A 20,528-nucleotide genomic window follows, 5' to 3' on the forward strand; every position below is an offset into this window, starting at 1 on the left:
AGAGATTGTAGGGTGCGTTGACTTGCAACGCACCCTACTTGAAGCTACTGGCAAGCAATAATTAACTGCCTTTGATGGCGCACTAGCAAGCCTTCTTCTTCAAACTGCTGCAACATTCTAGTTACAGATACTCTAGTTGTATTAATAACTTCAGCAATTTCTTGATGAGTAATTGCTAAGTCTATTAGCTGACCTTGTTCGACATCGCGCCCAAACTTCTTACTTAGCCATTCTAAAAACTGCCACAATCTAAGAGATACAGGTTTGCGATGTATGATACTTAAAAGCTCTTCAGTTTGTTGAATATGCACGAGCATTGCTTCTATTGCTTCACACCACAAATCGGAAGGAAGCATAGTTGTTTCTACACTGGTTAAGCACTCAATTTGATAAGGCTGGACGCGCGATAAAGAATGCCCGACGATATCGCCTTTACCCCAATAGCCTAATACAATTAGCGTACCTTGTTCGCTCCAAGTAAACGTGCGGATTGCTCCCCTGTCTATTTTCCACAAAATGTCATGACGCGGTGGAATCATCTCTCGGCGGCTAAATACCCGCTGCGTCAGCATAGAGGGTAAAGTTGGAGTCAAAGTAGTTGACATAGATAAGACCGTTGTTGAAGTGTTTACCTGGTGTCTTTCTCTCTTTAATGGTTTTTGTTGGCTAATTAATATAGATGCGCCGCTTTTTAGCAAACTATACCCGCGATCGCACTTTGGGACAAAAATGTTTTCAATTCTCAAGCTGCACACTTATTTTGCTATGTGCATCCTACCACTGCCAGTTTAAGAATTGGTCAAGGTAGCATTAATTATTTCTCTACTATAAATAGTAAATTCTTATCAACCTCTATGACCTGTAACTATGTAGGCTACTCGCTGACCGATATTCGTTGCATGATCTGCCATCCTTTCGATATGACGGATTGCTAAAGCTAAAAGCAAAATTGGCTCTACTACTCCTTTGATATCCCGCTCGTTGGCTAAGGTGTGGTAAAGATTTTTATATGCAGTATCAACAACATCATCCAAACGCTTGACAGAACGCCCCAACTGTGGATCTAAATCGGCTAGTGATAACAAGCTAGTAGCTAGCATTGCTTGAGCGTGATGAGACATAACTTCAATTTGCGGTACGCATGGATGAGGCGAATAAGGAAATATTTTCACAGCTATTTCGCCTAAATCCTCAGCATAGTCGCCAATTCGTTCCAAATCTCGGATTAGCTGCATAAAAGCACTAATAGAACGCAAATCTTGGGCTACAGGTCCCTCCAAAGCAATCAAAGCAGCACATTCTAACTCGATTTGGCGATAAAACTGGTCGATTTGTTTATCTAAAATCGGTAGTTGTTCGGCGGCTGTCAAATCGCGGGCAAAAAGGGCTTGATGGCTCAAGCGAAAGGAATTTTCTACTAAAGCGCCCATGCGTAAAATATCTCGCTCTAAGCGCCGAATGCGGCGTTCAAAATGAGGTCGTTCGGGATTGCGATCGGAAACAGCAATGGTCACTGAGCTTTTAGTAGCAATTATTAGCAGTTACATACACTACTAAATATAGTGTCACTTATTAAAATCAGCCAGAACTTCAGGTAATTCGATTTGCAACCACGCGCCGCCAGTTTCGGGATGGTTTTTGGCTTTAACAGTACCATTGTGGGCTAGAACAATCTGCCGCACGATCGCTAGCCCCAAGCCGCTACCTGTAATCACAGGTGCATCTAAAGAACCATGCAACTGCCTTGTACGATCGCTTTCACAGCGGTACAAGCGATCGAAGACATATGGTAAATCGGCGACAGGAAAACCCCTACCGCAATCAATAACATTAATTTGCACCTGTTTGGGAGCATCTTTAGTCGGCAGCAAATTAACAACAACATAGATAGTAGCTTGGGGAGGGCTGTATTTAATGCTGTTGTCTAGCAAATTCAAAAATACTTGAGTTAGCCGCGCTTTATCTGCTCTAATCCATACTGGGCAAGGTTCCGAGTATGATAACTGCAATTGATGCGATTGCGCCAAAGGTTCCAAAGTTTGCCAAGCAACATCAACTAGCGATCGCACTTCGACTGGTTGCAGATTTAATTGCTTATGAGGTTCGAGTTCCAAATGACTAATTTCTAGCCAGTTATGGACTAAATTAATTAAACGGTCAATTTCAGGCAGCAAGCGATCTACCAAGCGGCGAAATGGCGATTCTATGTGCTGCTGCAAAGTTTCTACGACAAGACGAATTGAAGTTAGGGGCGTTCGCAGTTCGTGCGCCAAATCGGAAATCAAGCGATCGCGGCTTTGGGAAATTTCTACAATTGGTTGCTGATTTTCCAGAAATACGCCTACACCATCGTCAGGTAAAGGCAAGCTACACGCCCGCAGTTTTAAAGACTTTAGTTTGCCGATCGCACTCGCATCAGCGCTAGTTGGATGAAATACCCACTCGTAAATTTGTTGTTGTTGGCGATCGCGGGTTTGCTCGATTAGTCGATCGAGTTCGTAAGAGCGCACCAATTCTAATAATAAGCGTACCTGTCCTGGTTCCCACTTTTGCAGCCCTAATAAATCCCGCGCTTGTTGATTGCACCACAGCAATTGATTTTCTTCGTCAACTTGCAAGTAGCCTACTGGTGCTACACCCAGAATTGTCTGGCAAGTTTGCAGTTGGATTTCTAGTTCTTGCTGACGCTGATTTTGCCGCGCGATTTCTCTACGCAAGCGCCCAATAACTGGTAGTGCTATCTCAGAATCATCAGTTGCAAACCCTTTGAGTAATTGTTGCAGCTTGCGGTTCGATCGGATTTTTTGCCACAGCCAAAAACCAATACCAATTGATAACCCTAGTAAAAAATCAACCACAGGCAACACCCAAGCTGATGCTTATCGATTTTGATGAGGGTTATTTTAAGGTATCTTATTTTTTAGCGATCGCTACCTCTAACCAAAGCGATAACCAAATCCGCGCACAGTAATTATGTACTCAGGATGGCTGGGATCTAGCTCTAGCTTTTCTCTTAGCCAGCGAATATGCACATCTACAGTTTTACTGTCGCCGACAAAATCCGCTCCCCAAATTTGATCTAACAACTGTTCGCGCGACCATACTCGGCGGGGATAATTTATAAATAGTTCTAAAAGCCGGAACTCTTTGGGAGATAGGCTAACTTCTGCTTGGCGTACCATAACGCGACACTCTTGCGGGTAAAGCACAATATCTTTAAACTGCAAGACTGGTATCTGCGGCAAACCACCCAAACGCTGGCGGCGCAATAAAGCGCGACAGCGGGCAATTAATTCGCGCATACTAAATGGCTTAGTTATATAGTCGTCAGCACCGACTTCTAAGCCCAACACGCGATCGGTTTCGCTACCTTTGGCACTCAAGATCAAAATTGGTACGGGATTGCCTTGATGGCGCAGCAAGCGGCATATATCCATACCGTTTACTTGTGGCAGCATCAAATCTAAAATTACGAGATCGAAGGGAAACTCATTCAAGCCGTATTCTACACCTTGAAGTAAAGCTAAAGCCGATCGCCCGTCTGTAGCTGTTGCGATCGTATAGCCTTCTCCTTCCAAACCCAGCACGACCATTTCCCGAATTAGTTCTTCATCTTCTACTACTAAAATGCGGCTCATTTGTCCGATCTCTGCCCTGGGAGGACTCTTGATTATTTCGCGGGTAAACATGAATGAAAAACTATTTGCTTTTGCACACCATTATTATCCGCTCTAATGGGACATATAACTTTTTTCTTATCTTGTCAGGAAATAATGTGTTTATGCCTTGACATTCTCTTAAAGCTATGTATAAATCTTGATAGTACATTTGTTCTGTACGCAGAACTTTCAGGAAAAGCATAGATATTTCCGTAATTTCACTACATTGAGCAAACTGTTATCGAAGCTACATTAGACGCAAACGTAGCAGAGATTTTGTTTGTCTCCATCAGCGTTGCAACTTTTAAGGAGTAAAATATGGCGAGAATTGCGGCAAAAGATAGCAAAGAGCAACTAAAACAAGTATTTCAACAAATAGTTGCACGCAAGAGATCGGAGTTTAAAATCGCTACAAAGCAAGAAATAGCAGAAAGCGAGAAAACCCAGCAAATTTTGGAAGTTGCTTCAACTTATACTGTCGATAGTATTGTCAAGGGTTTAGCAGATTTACAATTAGAGTTTGGTAGTATCGTTCGCCAGTTATCAGAAAAATTAGCCAACGAGAACTCTAAGTTAGACGAACTCAAGCTAGCAATAGAAACTGAAACTCAACACCTACAAGAGTTACAAGAAATTAGGATAGCCGCAGATACGCTGCATATCTTGAGCCAAGAACATCAAGAGCAGTTAAATGTACTAGAACAAAATAATAGCGATCGCAAACAAGCGCTAGAAAAAGAAATAACAGAACAACGGAAAAACTGGCAGCAAGAACAAGCAGAGTACGAAGTTACTGTACAACAACAAAATGAGTTATTGCTAAAAGAGCGACAAAAAGAAGCAGAAGATTATCAATATCGCTTGGAGTTAACGAGAAAGATCAATACAGATGCTTACGAAGCAAGAAAGCGTAACTTAGAAAGAGAAATTCAAGAAGTAACCCAAATAAAGCAGAAACAATGGGCAGAAAGAGAGAAAATATTAACCGAACAGCAACCATTGTTTAAAGAAAATCAGAAGAAAGTAGAGTCTTTTACTAGCGAACTAGAAGAAGCAGTTAAGAAAGCTAGAGAAGAAGCAATTAGAGACGTACACCAAGACGCTAAAGTTAAAGCCGACTTGTTTGAGAAAGAGTGGCAAGCTACCAAACAAAGTTATGAATTGAAAATTCAAAGTTTGGAACAAAATATTACCAAGCAACTAGAACAAATTCAAGGATTGGAAAATCAGTTGCAAGCAGCAATGAAGCAAGCGCAAGATTTAGCAATGCGAGCATTTGAGAACTCTTCAGGAAAGTTCGCGGCTAAAAGCGAGTAGATATTAACTAACCAAGTAGAACAATTTGCAGGATATCAGAGGTTATTTGTGGTAGTCAAAAAACCAAATGCTAAAAGCACAAAAGCAGAAATTTTAGAAGCATTTGATGAGTTAGCAAAAGAAAAAGCAGAGCTTAAGACTCAAGTAGACAAATTAAGTAAAGAGCGCCCCGCTCAAGTAGTAGTAGAACAGCCAGTAGTACCCAAAAAAGAAGCTATGAATCAGTCGCAATCAGTTCAACAAAAAATGAACTACACCATCGAAAGCTTAGTAAAAGTGCAAATGGGTTTTGGTACTGCTGTTAGCGAACTATCAGAACAACTAACAACAAAAGCATCCAGTTTGGAAGAATTACGCAGTTCTGTAGCAACAGAAATAAAACAATTAGAGGAACTGCACGATTTAGAAATAAACAACGATACTTTAGATAATTTACTAAAAACTTATGAAAATAACGAGCAAACCTTTGGCGAAGAACTTAGGCGCAGACAAGAAACAGTAACGCAAGAGTTCTTGCAGCAGACAAAAACATGGGAAAAGGAGCAAGAGGAACATAAACGTTTAGTCAAAGAACGCAACGACGTACGCAGTAAAACAACCCAGAGAGAAGCAGCAGAATATAAATACGATTTGGAATTGCAACGCAAGTTAAATACAGATGATTACGAGCAAACGCAAACTAAGCTAAATAATGAATTAGAAGAATTTAGACAAGTACAAGAAAAACAATGGACAGAAAGAGAAAAAGTAATTGCCGAACGCGAACAGCAAGTTGCAGAAGCTAAAAATAAGGTAGAAGGATTTGTAAAGGAAAAAGAGTTAGCAATTAAAAAAGCAACAGAAGAAGGCAAAGGAATCGCTCATTACCAAGCAAAAATCAAATCAGATTTATACGCCAAAGACGTAGAAGGGCAAAAGCGTTTTTACGAACAAAGATTAGCATCGTTAGAACAAACAATTCAAAATCAAGAAACACGAATTCAGGGATTGACAAAACAGCTAGAATCTGCTCTCAAGCAAGTACAAGATTTGGCAGTCAAAGCAATTGAAGGAGCAGCAAATGTGAATTCTTACCAGGCTGTAAAAGAAATTGCTATAGAACAAGCAAAAACCCAGATGAAAAATAAATAAGTTAAAAAAGAGGTAAACAGGCAAAAAGCCCTCATCTTGCAAATGGGGGCTATTGTGATTGAGCTAAACTGGAAAAAAGTGTAATTAACTAAGGCTTTATGACTGAAACGACGGCTCGTGACTTATTTAAAGCAGCTTACGAAAATCGTTACACCTGGGATGCAAACTTCCCTGGTTACAGCGCCGACGTGCAAGTAAAGCAAGGCGATGAAGTCTACAACGGTCAAATTCGCATCAACCGCGACTTGAGTGTAGATGTAGAAGGGATAGAAGACGAAACAGTAAAAGAAAGCGTATATACCCAACTACGAGATATCGTAACTCACCGCAAAAGGTCGCAATTTGAACAAGCTCATGGCAAAAACGAGTTTAGCTTAGGAGAGCAAGACGATACTGGTGCTACAGCCATACTCGTCAAAGGCGATGCAATGGGTTCTAACTACAAAATTCGTGGCAAAGAAATTTGTCAAGTTAGCCGCGTTATGGGCAGAATGGCTTTTGTTATCGACACTCAAGAAAGTGTAGATACAGGCAAAGGTTATGTATCGTCGCGCTACGATGTAGTTTTCCGCAATCCGCAGACAGACGAAGTTAGCCGCGTATTGAAGTTTAAAGATACTTTCGCACCTGTTGGCGATTACTATATCATGACCAATCAGGCGATCGAGTCCTACGAAAATGGTACGCGCACAGTCACAGAATTTAGCTTCTCTAACGCGAAACTACTAGAGCCTGCAACCGTATAAAAGCTACGGGCAATTAGAATTAGCATAGATAAAGAAGCAATTTAATAAAGAGGCTGAAATCATGGAACTGACAACCGACAACGTAGAAACAGTTTTGGATGAAATGCGCCCTTATCTGATCTCTGATGGGGGTAACGTGGAATTGGTAGAACTAGATGGTCCAATTGTAAAATTGCGCCTGCAAGGAGCTTGCGGTTCTTGTCCTAGTTCGACAATGACATTAAGAATGGGTATCGAGCGCCGCTTGCGCGAGATGATTCCCGAAATTGCTGAAGTTGAACAAGTCATCTAGAGCGATTAAAATTTAGCTATCAGTTTCTTGGGCAAAAGGAATTTTCCTTTTGCCATTTTACTTTTAGCGCGATCGCACTTTATTCTCTACAGCACTACTAAGTTTTAACTTTTGACTTTAATCTTATGTCTCATCCCCTGTATGTAGCTTTTATCTGGCATCAGCATCAACCTCTATATAAAGCTCGTGACACCAGCAATTCTACTTCTCAACAGTACCGCTTACCTTGGGTACGCCTTCACGGGACAAAAGATTATTTAGATTTGGTGTTGCTGTTAGAGCGCTATCCTAAGTTGCATCAGACAGTCAATTTAGTTCCTTCTTTGATATTGCAAATCGAAGACTACATTGCTGGAACTGCTTTCGATCCTTATTTGACACTTAGCCTTACTCCTGACGAACAGCTAACGCAGGAACAGCAGCAATTTATCATCGAACACTTTTTTGATGCCAACCATCATACGCTAATTGACCCTCATCCCCGCTACGCAGAACTTTACGGACAAAGGCAAGATAAAGGTAGAGCTTGGTGCTTAGATAATTGGCAACAGCAAGATTACAGCGATTTATTAGCTTGGCATAACTTAGCTTGGATCGATCCGTTGTTTTGGGATGACCCAGAAATTGCTGGCTGGTTAAAACAAGGGAAGAATTTTACTTTAAGCGATCGCCAGCGCATTTATTCCAAACAACGGCAAATCTTAAGTCGCATCATCCCCCAACACAAGAAAATGCAGCAAGCAGGGCAGTTAGAAGTAACAACTACGCCCTACACGCACCCAATATTACCTCTACTTGCCGATACAAATTCTGGGCAAGTCGCAGTTCCAAATATGGCTTTGCCCAAACATCGCTTCCAATGGGCTGAAGATATTCCCCGTCACTTACAAAAAGCATGGGATTTGTATATAGATAGATTCGGACAGCAACCGCGTGGCTTATGGCCCTCAGAACAGTCCGTTAGCCCTGCAATTTTACCTGATGTAGCCAAACAAGGCTTTAAATGGCTTTGTTCTGATGAAGCTGTATTAGGCTGGACGCTACAGCACTTTTTTAACAGAGATGGGGCGGGAAATGTTTTGCAACCAGAACTGTTATATCAACCATACCGTTTGCAGACCCCAGAAGGCGATTTAGCGATTGTTTTCCGCGATCACCGCTTATCTGACTTAATTGGCTTTAGTTATAGCTCTATGCCCCCAAAACGTGCCGCAGCAGACTTAGTAGGGCATTTAGAAGCGATCGCGCACACACTAAAACACCGCCAAACTAGCGGTAGTACGAGCTTGGATCGACCTTATCTAGTCACAATTGCTTTAGATGGCGAAAACTGTTGGGAATTTTACCCAGAAGATGGCAAGCCATTTTTAGAGAATTTGTATCAAAGCTTAAGCGACAACGAACAGTTGAAACTTGTCACTGTATCTGAGTATCTCGACTCCTTCCCAGTTACATCTACTTTACCAAGCGATCGCCTGCATAGCGGTTCTTGGGTAGATGGCAGCTTTACAACTTGGATTGGCGATCCGGCAAAAAACCGCGCTTGGGACTTACTTACAGAAGCAAGAACCGTGTTAGCAAGTCACCCCGAAGCTACAGAAGAAAATAACCCCGCAGCGTGGGAAGCACTATATGCGGCTGAAGGTTCTGATTGGTTTTGGTGGTTTGGGGAAGGGCATTCATCTAATCAAGATGCCATGTTCGACCAACTATTTAGAGAGCATTTATACGGCATTTACCAAGCTTTAAACGAGCCTGTACCGCCAAGTATCCGCCAACCTGTAGAAGTCCACGAAGCAAAGCTAGATAGCCGCCCAGAGGGCTTTATTCACCCAATGATCAACGGACTTGGCGACGAGCAAGATTGGGATCGGGCGGGGCGTTTGGACGTAGGTGGGGCGCGAGGTACAATGCACCGCAGTAGCGCAATTCAAAGGCTGTGGTACGGGGTAGACCATTCAAATTTTTACTTGCGTCTAGACTTTCAAGCAGGAATTAAACCAGGGCGCGATTGTCCGCCGCAGTTAAATCTACTATGGTTTTATCCTGAAAAGACAATGCACAATAGCCCCGCACCTCTAGATGGTTTGCCTGATGAAGCACCGCTAAATTATTTATTTCACCATCAGCTAGAGATTAATTTGCTCACTCAAACTGTGCATTTTCAAGAAGCTGGCGACAATTATCAATGGCATCCTCGTTTTAGTCGCGCTCTTGTAGGACTAGATAAATGTTTGGAAGTCGCTGTGCCTTGGGCAGATTTGCAGATGCCGCCTGACTATCCACTACGCATGACTTTGGTATTGGCAGATGATGGGCGTTTTAAGGGTTATTTACCGGAAAATGTCCTAATTCCGATTGATGTCCCGTAAGGGTGCGATCGCATTAAACTTACATTTATTCCCAAGCGCGATTCTCAGGCGATCGCGCTTTGGTGCTATATTCTTTGAAAATTTGGTAGCTTCCATCAAAACATCCTCAAAGGATTCTCAATTATGACTAAGATTCTGCTAAATTGGTAATGAGACAAAGTAAGGAATTATAGTAATGGCAGCGACGATTACCAGTAAAGGGCAAGTAACTATTCCTAAAGAAATTCGTGACTATCTGAAATTAGATACTGGTAGTAAAGTTGAGTTTGTCATCGACGAGAACGGTGATGTTAAAGTTATTGCATTGAGGTTTCCTATCAGTGCATTGTCAGGTATATTGCACCGTCAGGGAATGAAAGCCGCTTCAATAGAAGAAATGGAAGAAGCGATCGCCGAGGCTGCCCATGATTGGGCTTGATACTAATGTCTTAGTTCGTTACATTACCCGCGATAACGAGCAGCAATGGCAAAAAGCTGTAGAAATAATTGAAAGCGGACAACAGTGCTTTATCGCCAATATTGTGCTATGCGAATTAGTTTGGGTTTTGAGAGGTAAACCTTATCAATTTAGTAAGGACGAGATTCTCAAGACTTTAGAAGTAATGATGCAAAGTGCCGATCTAAAATACGAAAATCGTACAGCAGTATATCAAGCTTTACAGCATACTAAACAGGGTAGGGGAGATTTTTCTGACTATCTTATTGGCACGGTAGCTCGTCAGCTAGGCTGCCAAGAAATAGTAACTTTTGACAAAAAGCTGAATGGCGAGAGTGGATTTCAATTATTATTGCAATCGCCAAGCATTTAGTAACTCATCAGGCAAAGCTACATTAATTAGGCACTTGCCAAGTTCTAATAGTTTTATCTGCACTAGCGCTAACTACAGTACGCCCGTCAGGACTATAAGCGACAGCAAATACAGCACCTAGATGCCCCTTAAAGGTATATATATCTTCACCTGTACTTAAATCCCAGATTTTTACGGTTCTATCGTCGCTACCTGTAACAACGTGCTGGTTGTCTGGGCTAAACTCTATGGCGTTGATGTCTGCCATGTGTCCGGTAAGTGTGCGAATTTCTCTGCCAGTGTTGAGATTCCAAAGTTTGATGGTTTTATCGTCGCTGACACTGGCTAATTCTTGATTGTTGCCACTAATGGCGATCGCATTTACATCGCCAGTATGTCCGGTTAATGTATGCTGCACTTTTAAGGTGGCTAAATCCCAAATCTTTATAGTTCGATCTACGCTACCGCTAACTACTTTTTTGCCGTTGGGACTAATGGCAACTGCTAAAACTTCTCTAGAATGCCCTTGGAGGGTATCTACTTGCCTAGTTTTTAGATGCCAAACTTTTACCGTTTTGTCATAACTGCCGCTGGCAATTGTTGTGCTGTCTGGACTAATAGCAACGCTGTTTACATAGCTAGAATGTCCTGTAAGCGTATGAAGTTGTTTGCCTGTAGCTAAGTTCCACAGTCTAATAGTGTTATCTTTACTGCCACTAACAATAGTTTGGCTATCGGGGCTAATTGCTACAGAGTAAACCCAGTCTTGATGTCCTTTGAGAGTATGCTGTAAAGTGCGACTGTTTAAATCCCAGACTTTTACTGTTTTGTCGTCGCTGCCACTAACAATACTTTTGCCATCAGCAGTAATAGCAATAGTATTTACTTCTCCACCATGACCCATAAAAGTTGGAGCCTGCCCTTGCCAACGCTGATATCCAACAAAACCAAGTACCAAAACTGCTGCACATCCTCCAATTAATAGCGATCTTCTTTGCCACTTATTTGCAGGAATAATTGTAGTCGAACCCCCGCGCTGGATAGACTTATCTCTTTTTTGGCTGTTTGGATTTGCCACAAACTCGTTAAACGGTACTTGCATCGTCGGCAAAACAACCGTTACAGGTAGCGCCCGCAAATCTTGCCAAACTTGTTCTACAGATTGATAGCGCAAGCCGATATCTTTTTGTAAAAGCTTGTCTAAAATTGCTGTAAGTTCTGGGCTAATTTGCACGTTTAGGTGTTGCTGCCATTGCTTTACCCAGCTATATCCGTATTCTGTCCATAAATGGGATGGAGAATTATTAGTTAGCAGGTGAAAACAAGTTACACCCAAACTATAAAGATCGCTAGCAGGATAAGCTGCCCCTTCATTCATTTGTTCGCTAGAAGCATAACCAAACGAACCGATAGTTGTGCCGGAAGTTGCGATCGCACTTTCGCTAAATTGTTTGGATACGCCAAAATCGATTAATACTAACCTACCGTCGCTGCCCTTGCGCATGATATTGTCAGGTTTCAAGTCGCGGTGAATTACATGGCGATCGTGAGTAAACTGCAATATCGGCAATATATCAGTCAATATTTCCCAAATTTTTTGTTCGCTAAACGCTCCTTGCAAATCCAATTCTTCACGCAAAGTACGTCCGACAACTAGCTGCTGGACTAGATAAAGATAGTCATCTTCTTCAAAATAGGCAAATAATGTCGGAATTTGGGGATGTTCGCCTAATTGTTGCAAGCGCCTTGCTTCTTGCTGAAATAATTGGTGTGCCTTTTTTTGGGCGTTAGTACCTTGCAATTGGGGTACTAATTGTTTGACAACACATAACTCATTTAGCTTATCGCGGTCTTCTGCCAAAAAAGTCCTGCCAAATCCGCCGCCACCCAAGGGGCGAATAATCTGGTAGCGGTTGCGTAATGGCGATAGTTTTTTGCCGCAACTTCTACAGGTATCTATTCCATCTAGGTTATGTGGGTTGTGACAAGCAGGATTGAGACAGTAGCTCATAATAAGCTTTTAAACCTTGAATTTGCCTGTTTTTTGGGTAAAAGGAGCAATGTAAGATAAAGCACAACTCATTTTATTAGATTTTGCTACCTCAATCTTTACCGCGATCGCTGAAGATTGGGGGCGCGATCGCCTGTAGGATCTATAACGAACAGCCAAACAATGACGGGCAAGGCATGGGTAGTATTTGGGAAATTGATTTTTATTCGCGTCCAATTGTCGATGAAAATAACAAAAAGCTTTGGGAAGTCTTAGTTTGCGAAAGCCCTCTGTCTATTAATACTGATGTTAGCTCGCTGTTTCGGTATGCTCGGTACTGTTCTAGCAGTGAGGTAAATTCTGGCTGGCTAAGAACGGCTCTATCAGAAGCTATTACCCAAGCTGGAGTTGCTCCGGTAAAATTTAGGTTCTTTCGCCGCCAAATGAATAATATGATTGTTAAAGCTTGCGAAGATTTGGGCATTCCTGCCCAACCTAGTCGCCGGACTTTAGCTCTCCACCAGTGGTTGCAACAAAGGCTGCAAGATGTTTATCCTCACGAGCCAGGTTATCAGCCTATTGCCAATTCATCTGTACGTTTAGAATCACCTAACCCCCAACGCCTGCCCGATGCTTTAGTTGGGCAAAAGTGGACGGTTGTCAGTTTAGATGCTGCCAGTTTAGCAGATATGCCCGAATGGGACATTAGTTTTGGCGAAGCTTTTCCCTGGCAAATTGCTGGGATAACGCTGGAAACTAAAATTCCTGGGATAGCAATTTTTTCACCTAGGGCTTTGCCTTTAGCTGGATGGATGTCGAGTTTAGAAATAGCCTTTCTGCAACTTGACAATACGCCGCCAGGTAGATTGCTTTTAGCCACTGGTGCTAGCGATAGTTGGATTGTAGCAAACTTAACCAAACCTGAGACTTTAAAAGAAGTCCAAGAATTTGAGGAAGCTAAACAAAAAGCCAACGGGGTGCATTTTTTAGCCGTGCAATCAGATCCAAATTCGCAATCGTTTGCAGGCTTTTGGCTGCTGCAAGAAATTGCCCTACCGTAATTTGCTGCTTTTGCAGTGAATTATTAGTAAAGACATAAAAATTAGCCATTATGCCTGCATAACTTAGGCGCATCGTCTCATAGCTGCGGCTGCGTGGCGGTTCAATTGCATACATACGTTAATACATTCTTAGCACTCATGGGTCCTGAAACGCTGCAATACACTCTACTAGCAGAACAACTGTTAGAAATAGCCGCAAAATCTGGCGCAGAAGCGGCAGAAGTGTATCAATCAAAGTCGGTGTCTCGTCCAGTGTTCTTTGAAGCCAACCGTCTCAAGCAGCTAGAAAGCGCCCAAACCGAGGGAACTGCCCTGCGACTGTGGCAAAATGGATGTCCGGGGTTAGCAGTGGCTTACGGTCCTGTAGAGCCTCAAGAGCTAGTAAATCGGGCTTTAGCTATTAGCCGACTCAACCAACCAGAGGAAATTGAACTAGGTACTAGCTCCAAACCAAATTATCCAAATGTGGGGGAAGAAGTAGCAGTAACTCAATTAGTAGAATGGGGCAAACAAGCGATCGCCCAAGTGCGCGAGGCTTACCCAGATGTGTTAGTTAGTGCCGAATGGGATAGCGATATCGAAAGTACCCGTTTGGTCAATTCCTACGGTTTAGACTGTTACTACACAGACACTACACTCAGCGCGTTTCTAGCTGTCGAATGGATACGCGGCGACGACTTTTTAAGCGTGTCTGATGGGCAAACGCAGCGCGACTTTTTGCAACCGGAAAAGATCGTCCAGCAAATTTTGCAGCGCTTAGATTGGACGCAGGATAATATTGCTCCACCTGGGGGGCGCGTGCCGATTTTATTTACTTCTAAAGCTGCCGATATGCTGTGGAGTACAGTGCAAGCAGCGTTAAATGGCAAGCGCGTGTTAGAAAAAGCTTCGCCTTGGTGCGATCGCCTGCATCGTTCGGTGATGTCTTCAGCTTTAACTATTTACCAAGATCCAGAAAGTGGTCCATTTAGCTGTCCTTTCGATGACGAAGGCACGCCAACAATACCTTTAGTATTTATTCAAGATGGAGAATTGCAGCATTTCGCTAGCGATCGCACAACAGGCAGATTGTTAGGTACGGGGACGACAGGAAACGGTTTTCGTCCTGGAATGGGTAGTTATCCGACACCAGGGTTATTTAATTTACTCATTCAACCAGGCAAATACTCTTTACTAGACTTGATCGGGCAATTGGATGACGGCATTATTGTCGATCAAATGTTAGGCGGTGGCGGGAGTATTTCCGGTGATTTTTCCATCAACGTTGACTTAGGCTATCGAGTCAAAAAAGGTCAGGCGATCGGGCGCGTCAAAGACACGATGGTAGCAGGTAATGTCTACACAGCCTTAAAACAATTAGTCGCCCTCGGTAGCGATGCAGACTGGAACGGCTCTTGCTACACGCCATCTTTGATTTTAGACGGGCTATCAGTTACGGGAAGGCAGTAGAGAGCAGGGGGAGCAGGGGGAGCAGGGAAGCAGGGGGACAAGGGAGACAAGGTAGAACCCAAAAATGTAGAGACGTAGCACTGCTACGTCTTACAGGGGTAAATATTAGCCCAAAAATCAAGAAAGCGAAAACAGTGCGCGAATTCCCGTACTACCAATTTCAATTGCCAAAGCAGCTAGCAAAAAGCCGAGCAATTGGGTAATAATTACAGCACCTTCTGCACCAATAAATTGATCGATGCGACCTGCCTGACGCACAATAAACCAAGTAACAAACATCGCTGCTACAATGCCCACGACTACGCTCAAATGAGCATTAGGACATTGAGACATTAATAACATAACTGTCGTTAGCGTCCCTGGTCCAGCCAATAAAGGAAAGGCAAGGGGTGTAATTGCTACATCGCGCTCTTGTTCGACAACAGGCGTATCGATTTCACCTTGCAGCATTTGTAGGGCAATTAATAGCAGCAACAGTCCTCCAGCGACTTCTAAAGAACCCATGCTAATGTGCAAATAATCTAACAGTGCTTGCCCTGTAAAAGCAAAAGCAAGCAGTACAGCCGTTGCGACCAAACTTGCTCTATCGACAACGTTGTTTCTTTGTTCTGGTTCCATGCCTTTTGTTAACACCAGAAATATCGGTGCGTTGCCCAAGGCATCAGCTAGAACGAATACAGCAATAAAAGCTTTAATTAATATTGAGAAATCCACTGGGCGTGCCGTAGAGGAAAAATGTCTTTCTCAACCTTAACGCGAGCTTTGAGACAGTGACCAGTAATCAGTGACCAGTGACCAGTGACCAGTGACCAGTGACCAGTTAGATGTAGAAATTAATTATATTTTTCTTCCAACTTCTCGGCGGCGTGATGGGGATGAGGTATTCTTGAGAGCAGGGCGGCGATTTTGTCTGTAATCGATTCTCCTTGTTGCCCCCTCCTAACGTTATTTGGTGCAAGGTTAATATAATTCATCGGTTTTACTAAACTATTGAAGTCAGAGTTTGCAGCCTTGGAATATAAAGCACTACTTGGTAGCACTCGCAATACTTCGTCTATGGTAGTTAAGCCGCTGGTAACTTTTTCAATCGCTGCCGTCCGAAACGAGTAAAAGTTGTCTTCATTTAGATACTTATGCAATTGAGACATATTGCCTTGGTAGATTGCCTCCCGCAGTGTTGTATCAATATTGAGTAACTCAACTAGCGCTTCTCGACCTAGATAACCAGAATTAAAACATTTAGGACAACCTTTACCTTTGCGCCACTTAGAAGCATTTGCTTGTCCCCAGGTTAAACCCAATACTTTTAAATCTGCACGATTGGGGGTATAAGGTTCCGAGCAGTGGGGACAGTTGCGACGTGCGAGGCGCTGTGCCACTATTCCCAGCAAGGCATCACTCAGCAAACTCGTGTCGGGACCAATGTCTTGCAGCCTAGGAATTGCCCCAATTGCATCGTTAGTATGCAAAGTAGTCAGCACCAAGTGTCCAGTTAGCGCCGCTCTTACTGCTGTTTCTGCTGTTTCGGAGTCTCTTACCTCGCCAACCATGATAATATCTGGGTCTTGGCGCATAATTGCCCGCAAACCTGCAGCAAAAGTCATTCCTGCTGCTTCATGTACCTGAGTTTGAGTAATGCAAGGCAAAACATACTCTACAGGGTCTTCTACTGTTACTACATTGACATTTTCCTTGGCAACAGCTTGCAGGCTGGTGTAAAGGGTGCTGGTTTTACCCGAACCAGTAGGACCTGTAAGAATAATCATGCCTTGAGGCTGACTTAACCAATTTTTGTAGATAGACAAAGTTTTTGGAGTCAATCCCAAGTTTTCGATTTTAGTAAAAGGGTTTTGTCTTGGTAATAAGCGGATTACAGCTTTTTCGCCATTAACGCAAGGTAGGGTACTAACTCGCATATCCATAGCTAGTTCTGATGCTTCACCTGTGGCATATTTATCTTCCATGCGTCCATCTTGAGGACGGCGGTTGTCAGAAATATCCATGTTAGACATTACCTTTAGAGCAACAATTACTTTGCGGCTCACATCGGCAGGTAAAGTTGTAATATGCCGCAGCACGCCGTCAATGCGATAGCGCACTCTTAAGCCGTCCGGCATTGGTTCTAAATGAATGTCGCTAGCGCGGTTGCGCAAAGCCGCAGCCAGGATAGTTTTAATGCGAGCAGTTTGATCGTCTGCTTTGGCGAGGTGCAGTTGGGTAGTTTCGCTAATGTCTTCTGGTTCTTGTTCGCCTGTATCGGGATTTATGAGGGAAAAATTATTGTTGTTTGAGTCAATATTATAAGCGCGAACCCAAGCGCAATAGCTTTTATAAGCAATAGGAATTATTTTAATTTGGCTGCCTGTTCGTTCGGCAAGATGAGCGACTTCTTGTGGTAATAAGTTAGTATGGCTGCCTAAATAATAGCAACCACGCCACAGTAGTAAGGGAATTACTGGCGGTAATGAATTTTTGTCTGTAAAATGCCGCAAAAATCTATTACTAACTTCTCGATCTAATAATGCTAAATTAACTGCTCCTTGTCCGTTGACTAAAACGTTTAGTGCTTGTTCGCAACTAATTTTCTGACTTTTTAACTGTTGCCAAGTAGATGAAATGTTAGAGGTAGATTGCATATTTTCGCTTTAATAATTAATTGAAAGATTTATAGTGATGATGAAAATATCAAAAGATTGATATTTGATTTACATAAACTTTATATAATTAACTTATAAATAAAGTTAATGCATTTTTAATAAGGGTCCAAGCGAAAAATTACTGATAACTTTACTCGGTTTTAAATTAGTATTTATTTAGGATTCAGTAAATCCACTGATGGTTAAGCTAAAACAAAAAAGGACGTTTTAGCCCTTCAGGCAAGAAAACGGGGAACATTAGAGATAAATTCACCTTCTTAAAACCGCGATCGCATTTTCGATTCTTACTCCTCCCCAACAATGCTGCAAATCGATCTACTTCAGCGCCTCCGTCAATGGCTCCTACCCACAAGTAGAGCAAGCGCGATCGCCTACGCAGTCTTAATCGGCTTAGTTGCGGCTTTACCTGCGGTATTACTCAAAGTTAGTTCGGGATGGCTAGGATCGTGGCGCGTCCATGCGGCAACTCAACTTCCTAGCCTAATTGTCCTGCCAGTAGTAGGAGTATCTTTTGGCTTTTTGGCAGGCTTATTAGTGCAGCGACTAGCACCAGAGGCGGGCGGTAGCGGAATTCCTGATGTCAAAGCAACTCTTGCCAACGTGCCGATCAAACTTTCTTGGCGCATTGCTTTAGTCAAGTTAGTTAGCTCGGTTGTCGCTTTAGGATCGGGGCTAACTTTAGGCAGACAAGGACCTACAGTTCACGTTGGCGCTGCGCTAGCTGGAGGTTTGAGCCGTTATTTACCCATGTCTCCAGATCATCGCAGGCAAATTATTGCCGCAGGTGCAGGGGCGGGTTTAGCGGCTGCTTTTAATACGCCAATTACAGGGGTACTATTTGTCATTGAAGAATTGCTGCAAGATTTATCGGGGCTAACTTTGGGAACGGCAATTGTTGCTTCGTTTATCGGTGCGGTAGTTTCTCGGCTGTTGGGTGGTAGGAGTTTGCAACTGAATTTAGAACTAACTGCAAATGTTACTAGCTTTTCTTTGGGAGAAATTCCCTTTTATTTAGCATTAGGAATCTTAGCAGGGTTACTCGGTTCGTTATTTAATCGTGGCGTTATTGCTAGCGTCAAGGTTTATCGTCAGTTGCACGTTAGTTTACCCTGGCGAGTTGCTCTAGCAGGGTTGATTTCTGGGATAGCGATCGCCTTGCTTCCTGCTGGCTTTCGCGATAATACAGGTTTGAGGGAATTTCTAATTACTGGCGAAGCTAGTTGGTATATCGCTGCGATCGCTTTTGTTGCTCAATTTATCCTCACATTAGTAGCTGCGGGTTCTGGTGCGCCAGGAGGACTATTTGCACCCAGCCTAATTATGGGTTCGGCTTTGGGCTACTTAGTGGGCATATTGGAATACAAAATAACTGGCATGAGTTTGCCAACAACTTACGCCTTGGCTGGGATGGGAGCCTTTTTTAGCGTCGTATCCAAAGTACCTTTAACGGCGATCGCGATCGTCTTTGAAATGACGACAGACTTTAACTTAGTATTGCCATTAATGATTGGTTCGGTTACAGCTTACTTAATTGCCGAACAAGTCGATCCAGGTTCTCTTTATGACAAGCTTCTAGCTGTAAATGGCATCTATTTAGAAAAAGCAGCCCCAAAAAAAGGCTTATTAACCGAACTTACAGCCAAAGATGTCATGCAACCAAGAGTAGAGACTTTGGCAGTGCAGATGACTTTAGATGAAGCAGTACAAGCATTTTCGCGCTCTCACCATCGCGGCTTTCCGGTAGTAGATGACGGTAAATTAGTGGGGATAGTTACGCAGACAGATATAGCCAAGATGCGCGATCGCACTTTGCCAGGGGATACGCTATTAAGTGAAATTATGACCCCCGAACCTGTAACTGTCAGCCCGCAAGCTAGTTTAGCGAATGTTTTGTACCTACTCGATCGCGCATCTTTAAGTAGATTGCCTGTAGTCGAGCAAAAAAAGCTGATTGGAATTATTACCCGCGCCGATATTATTCGTGCCGAAGCAGATAAGCTCAACGGTGAAACTGGTAAAGCTGGACCCCAACCAGAGCCATCTTACGTCGTGTATCAGACGCGATCGCCCGCAGTGGGGCGGGGACGCTTGTTAGTACCTTTAGCTAACCCCCAGACGGCTACAGCCTTATTGCAGCTAGCAATTGCGATCGCTAAAGAGCGGCATTACGAAATAGAGTGCATCCAAATTATGCTAGTTTCGCGTCACAGTTCGCCAGCCGAGACGCAAGTAAATACTACCAAAAGTCGGCGATTATTGCGTCAAGCAGAAGTAGAAGCCCGCAAATTTAAAATTCCCGTACACACGCAAATTCGCGTCGCTCACGATATCGCCTCAGCTATTTTAGAAACTATCAAAGAGCGGCACATCGACATAGTGTTAATGGGTTGGAAAGGTAACACGATTACCCCAGGGCGAATTTTTGGCAATGTCGTCGATACTTTAATTAGACAAGCAACTTGCAACGTAGTGTTAGTCAAATTTGCCGAGGAACCAGCGAAATCGACTCATAATCCGGCGCTGTGGAGTAAGTACCGTTTGCCAATGCGGGTAAAAGACATGACTTTTCATAATTTGCCTAACTTCAACCGTTGGCTAGTACCGATGGCGGGAGGTCCCAACTCGCAAGCTGCTATTGGACTTTTGCCTGCTTTTTTGACTCTGGCTGAGGAGCCATTTATTCATTTATGTCAAGTATTTCCCGAATCGCGATCGCCTGCAGATACAGACATTTTAGAACAAGGAATGCGCTATTTAGTCCGCCAGAAGCACTTAAAAGGTGCAGTAACGGCTGCACCCATGCAAGCAAAATCCGTAGTTGAAGGTGTAATCGAGCTTGTCAACAAGCAAGATTTTGATGTAATTGTGTTAGGAGCAAGTAGAGAAGGATTATTGCAACAAGCAATCAGCGGTAACATTCCAGCAGCGATCGCCAGCAGCATAGATCGCACTGTAATCTTAGTACGAGGTGCGATCGCCAGCAATTAAATAGGACTTATGAATAGGGACGGAAAAACGAACCACGTTCGCGAAGTGTAGGTTTTGGTTGGGGTAAAAACATCCCCA

General features: G+C 43.1%; 17 protein-coding genes. 10 read left to right on the forward strand and 7 right to left on the reverse strand.

Annotated elements, in window-relative coordinates; translation table 11 throughout:
- Window positions 1-44 precede the first annotated feature (44 nt).
- The 4 genes from UH38_RS11785 to UH38_RS11800 all read right to left on the reverse strand — a co-directional run bounded on the left by UH38_RS11785 (window position 45) and on the right by UH38_RS11800 (window position 3,689).
- Window positions 45-605, reverse strand: coding sequence for a Crp/Fnr family transcriptional regulator (locus UH38_RS11785; RefSeq protein ID WP_045054963.1), 561 nt, complete (start codon window positions 603-605; stop codon window positions 45-47).
- 240 nt (window positions 606-845) lie between these two features.
- Window positions 846-1,514: a phosphate signaling complex protein PhoU gene (gene phoU / locus UH38_RS11790; RefSeq protein WP_045054855.1), complete on the reverse strand. Its 669-nt coding sequence runs from the start codon at window positions 1,512-1,514 to the stop codon at window positions 846-848.
- A gap of 51 nt (window positions 1,515-1,565) precedes the next feature.
- Entirely contained in the window at window positions 1,566-2,864 is a 1,299-nt protein-coding gene (locus tag UH38_RS11795; protein ID WP_045054964.1) for a PAS domain-containing sensor histidine kinase, read from the reverse strand.
- 72 nt (window positions 2,865-2,936) lie between these two features.
- Complete coding sequence (locus UH38_RS11800) at window positions 2,937-3,689, reverse strand: winged helix-turn-helix domain-containing protein (protein ID WP_045054856.1); 753 nt, start codon at window positions 3,687-3,689, stop codon at window positions 2,937-2,939.
- A gap of 288 nt (window positions 3,690-3,977) precedes the next feature.
- On the opposite strand from UH38_RS11800, the gene UH38_RS11805 reads away from it, so the two are divergent.
- The 7 genes from UH38_RS11805 to UH38_RS11835 all read left to right on the forward strand — a co-directional run bounded on the left by UH38_RS11805 (window position 3,978) and on the right by UH38_RS11835 (window position 10,326).
- Window positions 3,978-4,976 (forward strand): coiled-coil domain-containing protein, encoded by a 999-nt coding sequence (locus UH38_RS11805; RefSeq protein ID WP_045054857.1) that lies wholly within the window; start codon window positions 3,978-3,980, stop codon window positions 4,974-4,976.
- Window positions 4,977-5,024: 48 nt separating this feature from the next.
- Window positions 5,025-6,107: a coiled-coil domain-containing protein gene (locus UH38_RS11810; protein ID WP_045054858.1), complete on the forward strand. Its 1,083-nt coding sequence runs from the start codon at window positions 5,025-5,027 to the stop codon at window positions 6,105-6,107.
- Window positions 6,108-6,205: 98 nt separating this feature from the next.
- The gene (locus UH38_RS11815) at window positions 6,206-6,853 is read left to right on the forward strand and encodes a DUF3386 domain-containing protein (protein ID WP_045054859.1); all 648 of its coding nucleotides are present in this window, start codon (window positions 6,206-6,208) and stop codon (window positions 6,851-6,853) included.
- A gap of 61 nt (window positions 6,854-6,914) precedes the next feature.
- Window positions 6,915-7,145: a NifU family protein gene (locus UH38_RS11820; protein WP_045054860.1), complete on the forward strand. Its 231-nt coding sequence runs from the start codon at window positions 6,915-6,917 to the stop codon at window positions 7,143-7,145.
- 125 nt (window positions 7,146-7,270) lie between these two features.
- Window positions 7,271-9,517: a glycoside hydrolase gene (locus UH38_RS11825; protein WP_045054861.1), complete on the forward strand. Its 2,247-nt coding sequence runs from the start codon at window positions 7,271-7,273 to the stop codon at window positions 9,515-9,517.
- Window positions 9,518-9,692: 175 nt separating this feature from the next.
- Window positions 9,693-9,935: an AbrB/MazE/SpoVT family DNA-binding domain-containing protein gene (locus UH38_RS11830; RefSeq protein ID WP_045054862.1), complete on the forward strand. Its 243-nt coding sequence runs from the start codon at window positions 9,693-9,695 to the stop codon at window positions 9,933-9,935.
- Window positions 9,922-10,326 carry a PIN domain-containing protein gene (locus UH38_RS11835; protein WP_200892406.1) on the forward strand — a complete coding sequence of 135 codons (405 nt, stop codon included), beginning with the start codon at window positions 9,922-9,924 and terminating at the stop codon, window positions 10,324-10,326. The genes UH38_RS11830 and UH38_RS11835 overlap by 14 nt, the downstream gene beginning before the upstream one ends.
- Window positions 10,327-10,348: 22 nt before the next feature.
- On the opposite strand, the gene UH38_RS11840 is transcribed toward UH38_RS11835, so the two are convergent.
- The gene (locus UH38_RS11840) at window positions 10,349-12,316 is read right to left on the reverse strand and encodes a serine/threonine-protein kinase (protein ID WP_045054864.1); all 1,968 of its coding nucleotides are present in this window, start codon (window positions 12,314-12,316) and stop codon (window positions 10,349-10,351) included.
- 176 nt (window positions 12,317-12,492) lie between these two features.
- On the opposite strand from UH38_RS11840, the gene UH38_RS11845 reads away from it, so the two are divergent.
- Together UH38_RS11845 and UH38_RS11850 are read left to right on the forward strand one after the other, a co-directional pair.
- The gene (locus UH38_RS11845; RefSeq protein ID WP_045054965.1) at window positions 12,493-13,356 is read left to right on the forward strand and encodes a Tab2/Atab2 family RNA-binding protein; all 864 of its coding nucleotides are present in this window, start codon (window positions 12,493-12,495) and stop codon (window positions 13,354-13,356) included.
- Between the two features lie 138 nt (window positions 13,357-13,494).
- The gene (locus UH38_RS11850; protein ID WP_045054865.1) at window positions 13,495-14,805 is read left to right on the forward strand and encodes a TldD/PmbA family protein; all 1,311 of its coding nucleotides are present in this window, start codon (window positions 13,495-13,497) and stop codon (window positions 14,803-14,805) included.
- 117 nt (window positions 14,806-14,922) lie between these two features.
- Here the strand turns inward: UH38_RS11850 and UH38_RS11855 are convergent, their stop codons facing one another.
- Together UH38_RS11855 and UH38_RS11860 are read right to left on the reverse strand one after the other, a co-directional pair.
- The gene (locus UH38_RS11855) at window positions 14,923-15,519 is read right to left on the reverse strand and encodes a MarC family protein (protein WP_045054866.1); all 597 of its coding nucleotides are present in this window, start codon (window positions 15,517-15,519) and stop codon (window positions 14,923-14,925) included.
- Between the two features lie 119 nt (window positions 15,520-15,638).
- On the reverse strand, window positions 15,639-17,441 hold the full coding sequence (locus UH38_RS11860) for a GspE/PulE family protein (protein WP_082065371.1): 1,803 nt from the start codon (window positions 17,439-17,441) through the stop codon (window positions 15,639-15,641).
- A 321-nt stretch (window positions 17,442-17,762) separates the two neighbouring features.
- Here UH38_RS11860 and UH38_RS11865 point away from each other — a divergent pair, with 321 nt between their 5' ends.
- Window positions 17,763-20,450 carry a chloride channel protein gene (locus UH38_RS11865; protein WP_082065372.1) on the forward strand — a complete coding sequence of 896 codons (2,688 nt, stop codon included), beginning with the start codon at window positions 17,763-17,765 and terminating at the stop codon, window positions 20,448-20,450.
- Window positions 20,451-20,528 lie beyond the last annotated feature (78 nt).

The sequence above is a fragment of the Aliterella atlantica CENA595 genome (genome assembly GCF_000952155.1).
In the GTDB taxonomy this organism is placed as follows: Bacteria; Cyanobacteriota; Cyanobacteriia; order Cyanobacteriales; family Chroococcidiopsidaceae; genus Aliterella; species Aliterella atlantica.

What these genes read in the sequence shown, in the direction of transcription:
- UH38_RS11830 (WP_045054862.1), top strand. Translation starts at nt 9,693, where the DNA reads ATGGCAGCGACGATTACCAGTAAAGGGCAAGTAACTATTCCTAAAGAA.
- UH38_RS11865 (WP_082065372.1), top strand. Translation starts at nt 17,763, where the DNA reads ATGCTGCAAATCGATCTACTTCAGCGCCTCCGTCAATGGCTCCTACCC.
- UH38_RS11825 (WP_045054861.1), top strand. Translation starts at nt 7,271, where the DNA reads ATGTCTCATCCCCTGTATGTAGCTTTTATCTGGCATCAGCATCAACCT.
- UH38_RS11785 (WP_045054963.1), bottom strand. Translation starts at nt 605, where the DNA reads ATGTCAACTACTTTGACTCCAACTTTACCCTCTATGCTGACGCAGCGG.
- UH38_RS11835 (WP_200892406.1), top strand. Translation starts at nt 9,922, where the DNA reads ATGATTGGGCTTGATACTAATGTCTTAGTTCGTTACATTACCCGCGAT.
- UH38_RS11805 (WP_045054857.1), top strand. Translation starts at nt 3,978, where the DNA reads ATGGCGAGAATTGCGGCAAAAGATAGCAAAGAGCAACTAAAACAAGTA.
- UH38_RS11840 (WP_045054864.1), bottom strand. Translation starts at nt 12,316, where the DNA reads ATGAGCTACTGTCTCAATCCTGCTTGTCACAACCCACATAACCTAGAT.
- UH38_RS11815 (WP_045054859.1), top strand. Translation starts at nt 6,206, where the DNA reads ATGACTGAAACGACGGCTCGTGACTTATTTAAAGCAGCTTACGAAAAT.
- UH38_RS11820 (WP_045054860.1), top strand. Translation starts at nt 6,915, where the DNA reads ATGGAACTGACAACCGACAACGTAGAAACAGTTTTGGATGAAATGCGC.
- UH38_RS11845 (WP_045054965.1), top strand. Translation starts at nt 12,493, where the DNA reads ATGGGTAGTATTTGGGAAATTGATTTTTATTCGCGTCCAATTGTCGAT.
- UH38_RS11850 (WP_045054865.1), top strand. Translation starts at nt 13,495, where the DNA reads ATGGGTCCTGAAACGCTGCAATACACTCTACTAGCAGAACAACTGTTA.
- UH38_RS11860 (WP_082065371.1), bottom strand. Translation starts at nt 17,441, where the DNA reads ATGCAATCTACCTCTAACATTTCATCTACTTGGCAACAGTTAAAAAGT.
- UH38_RS11800 (WP_045054856.1), bottom strand. Translation starts at nt 3,689, where the DNA reads ATGTTTACCCGCGAAATAATCAAGAGTCCTCCCAGGGCAGAGATCGGA.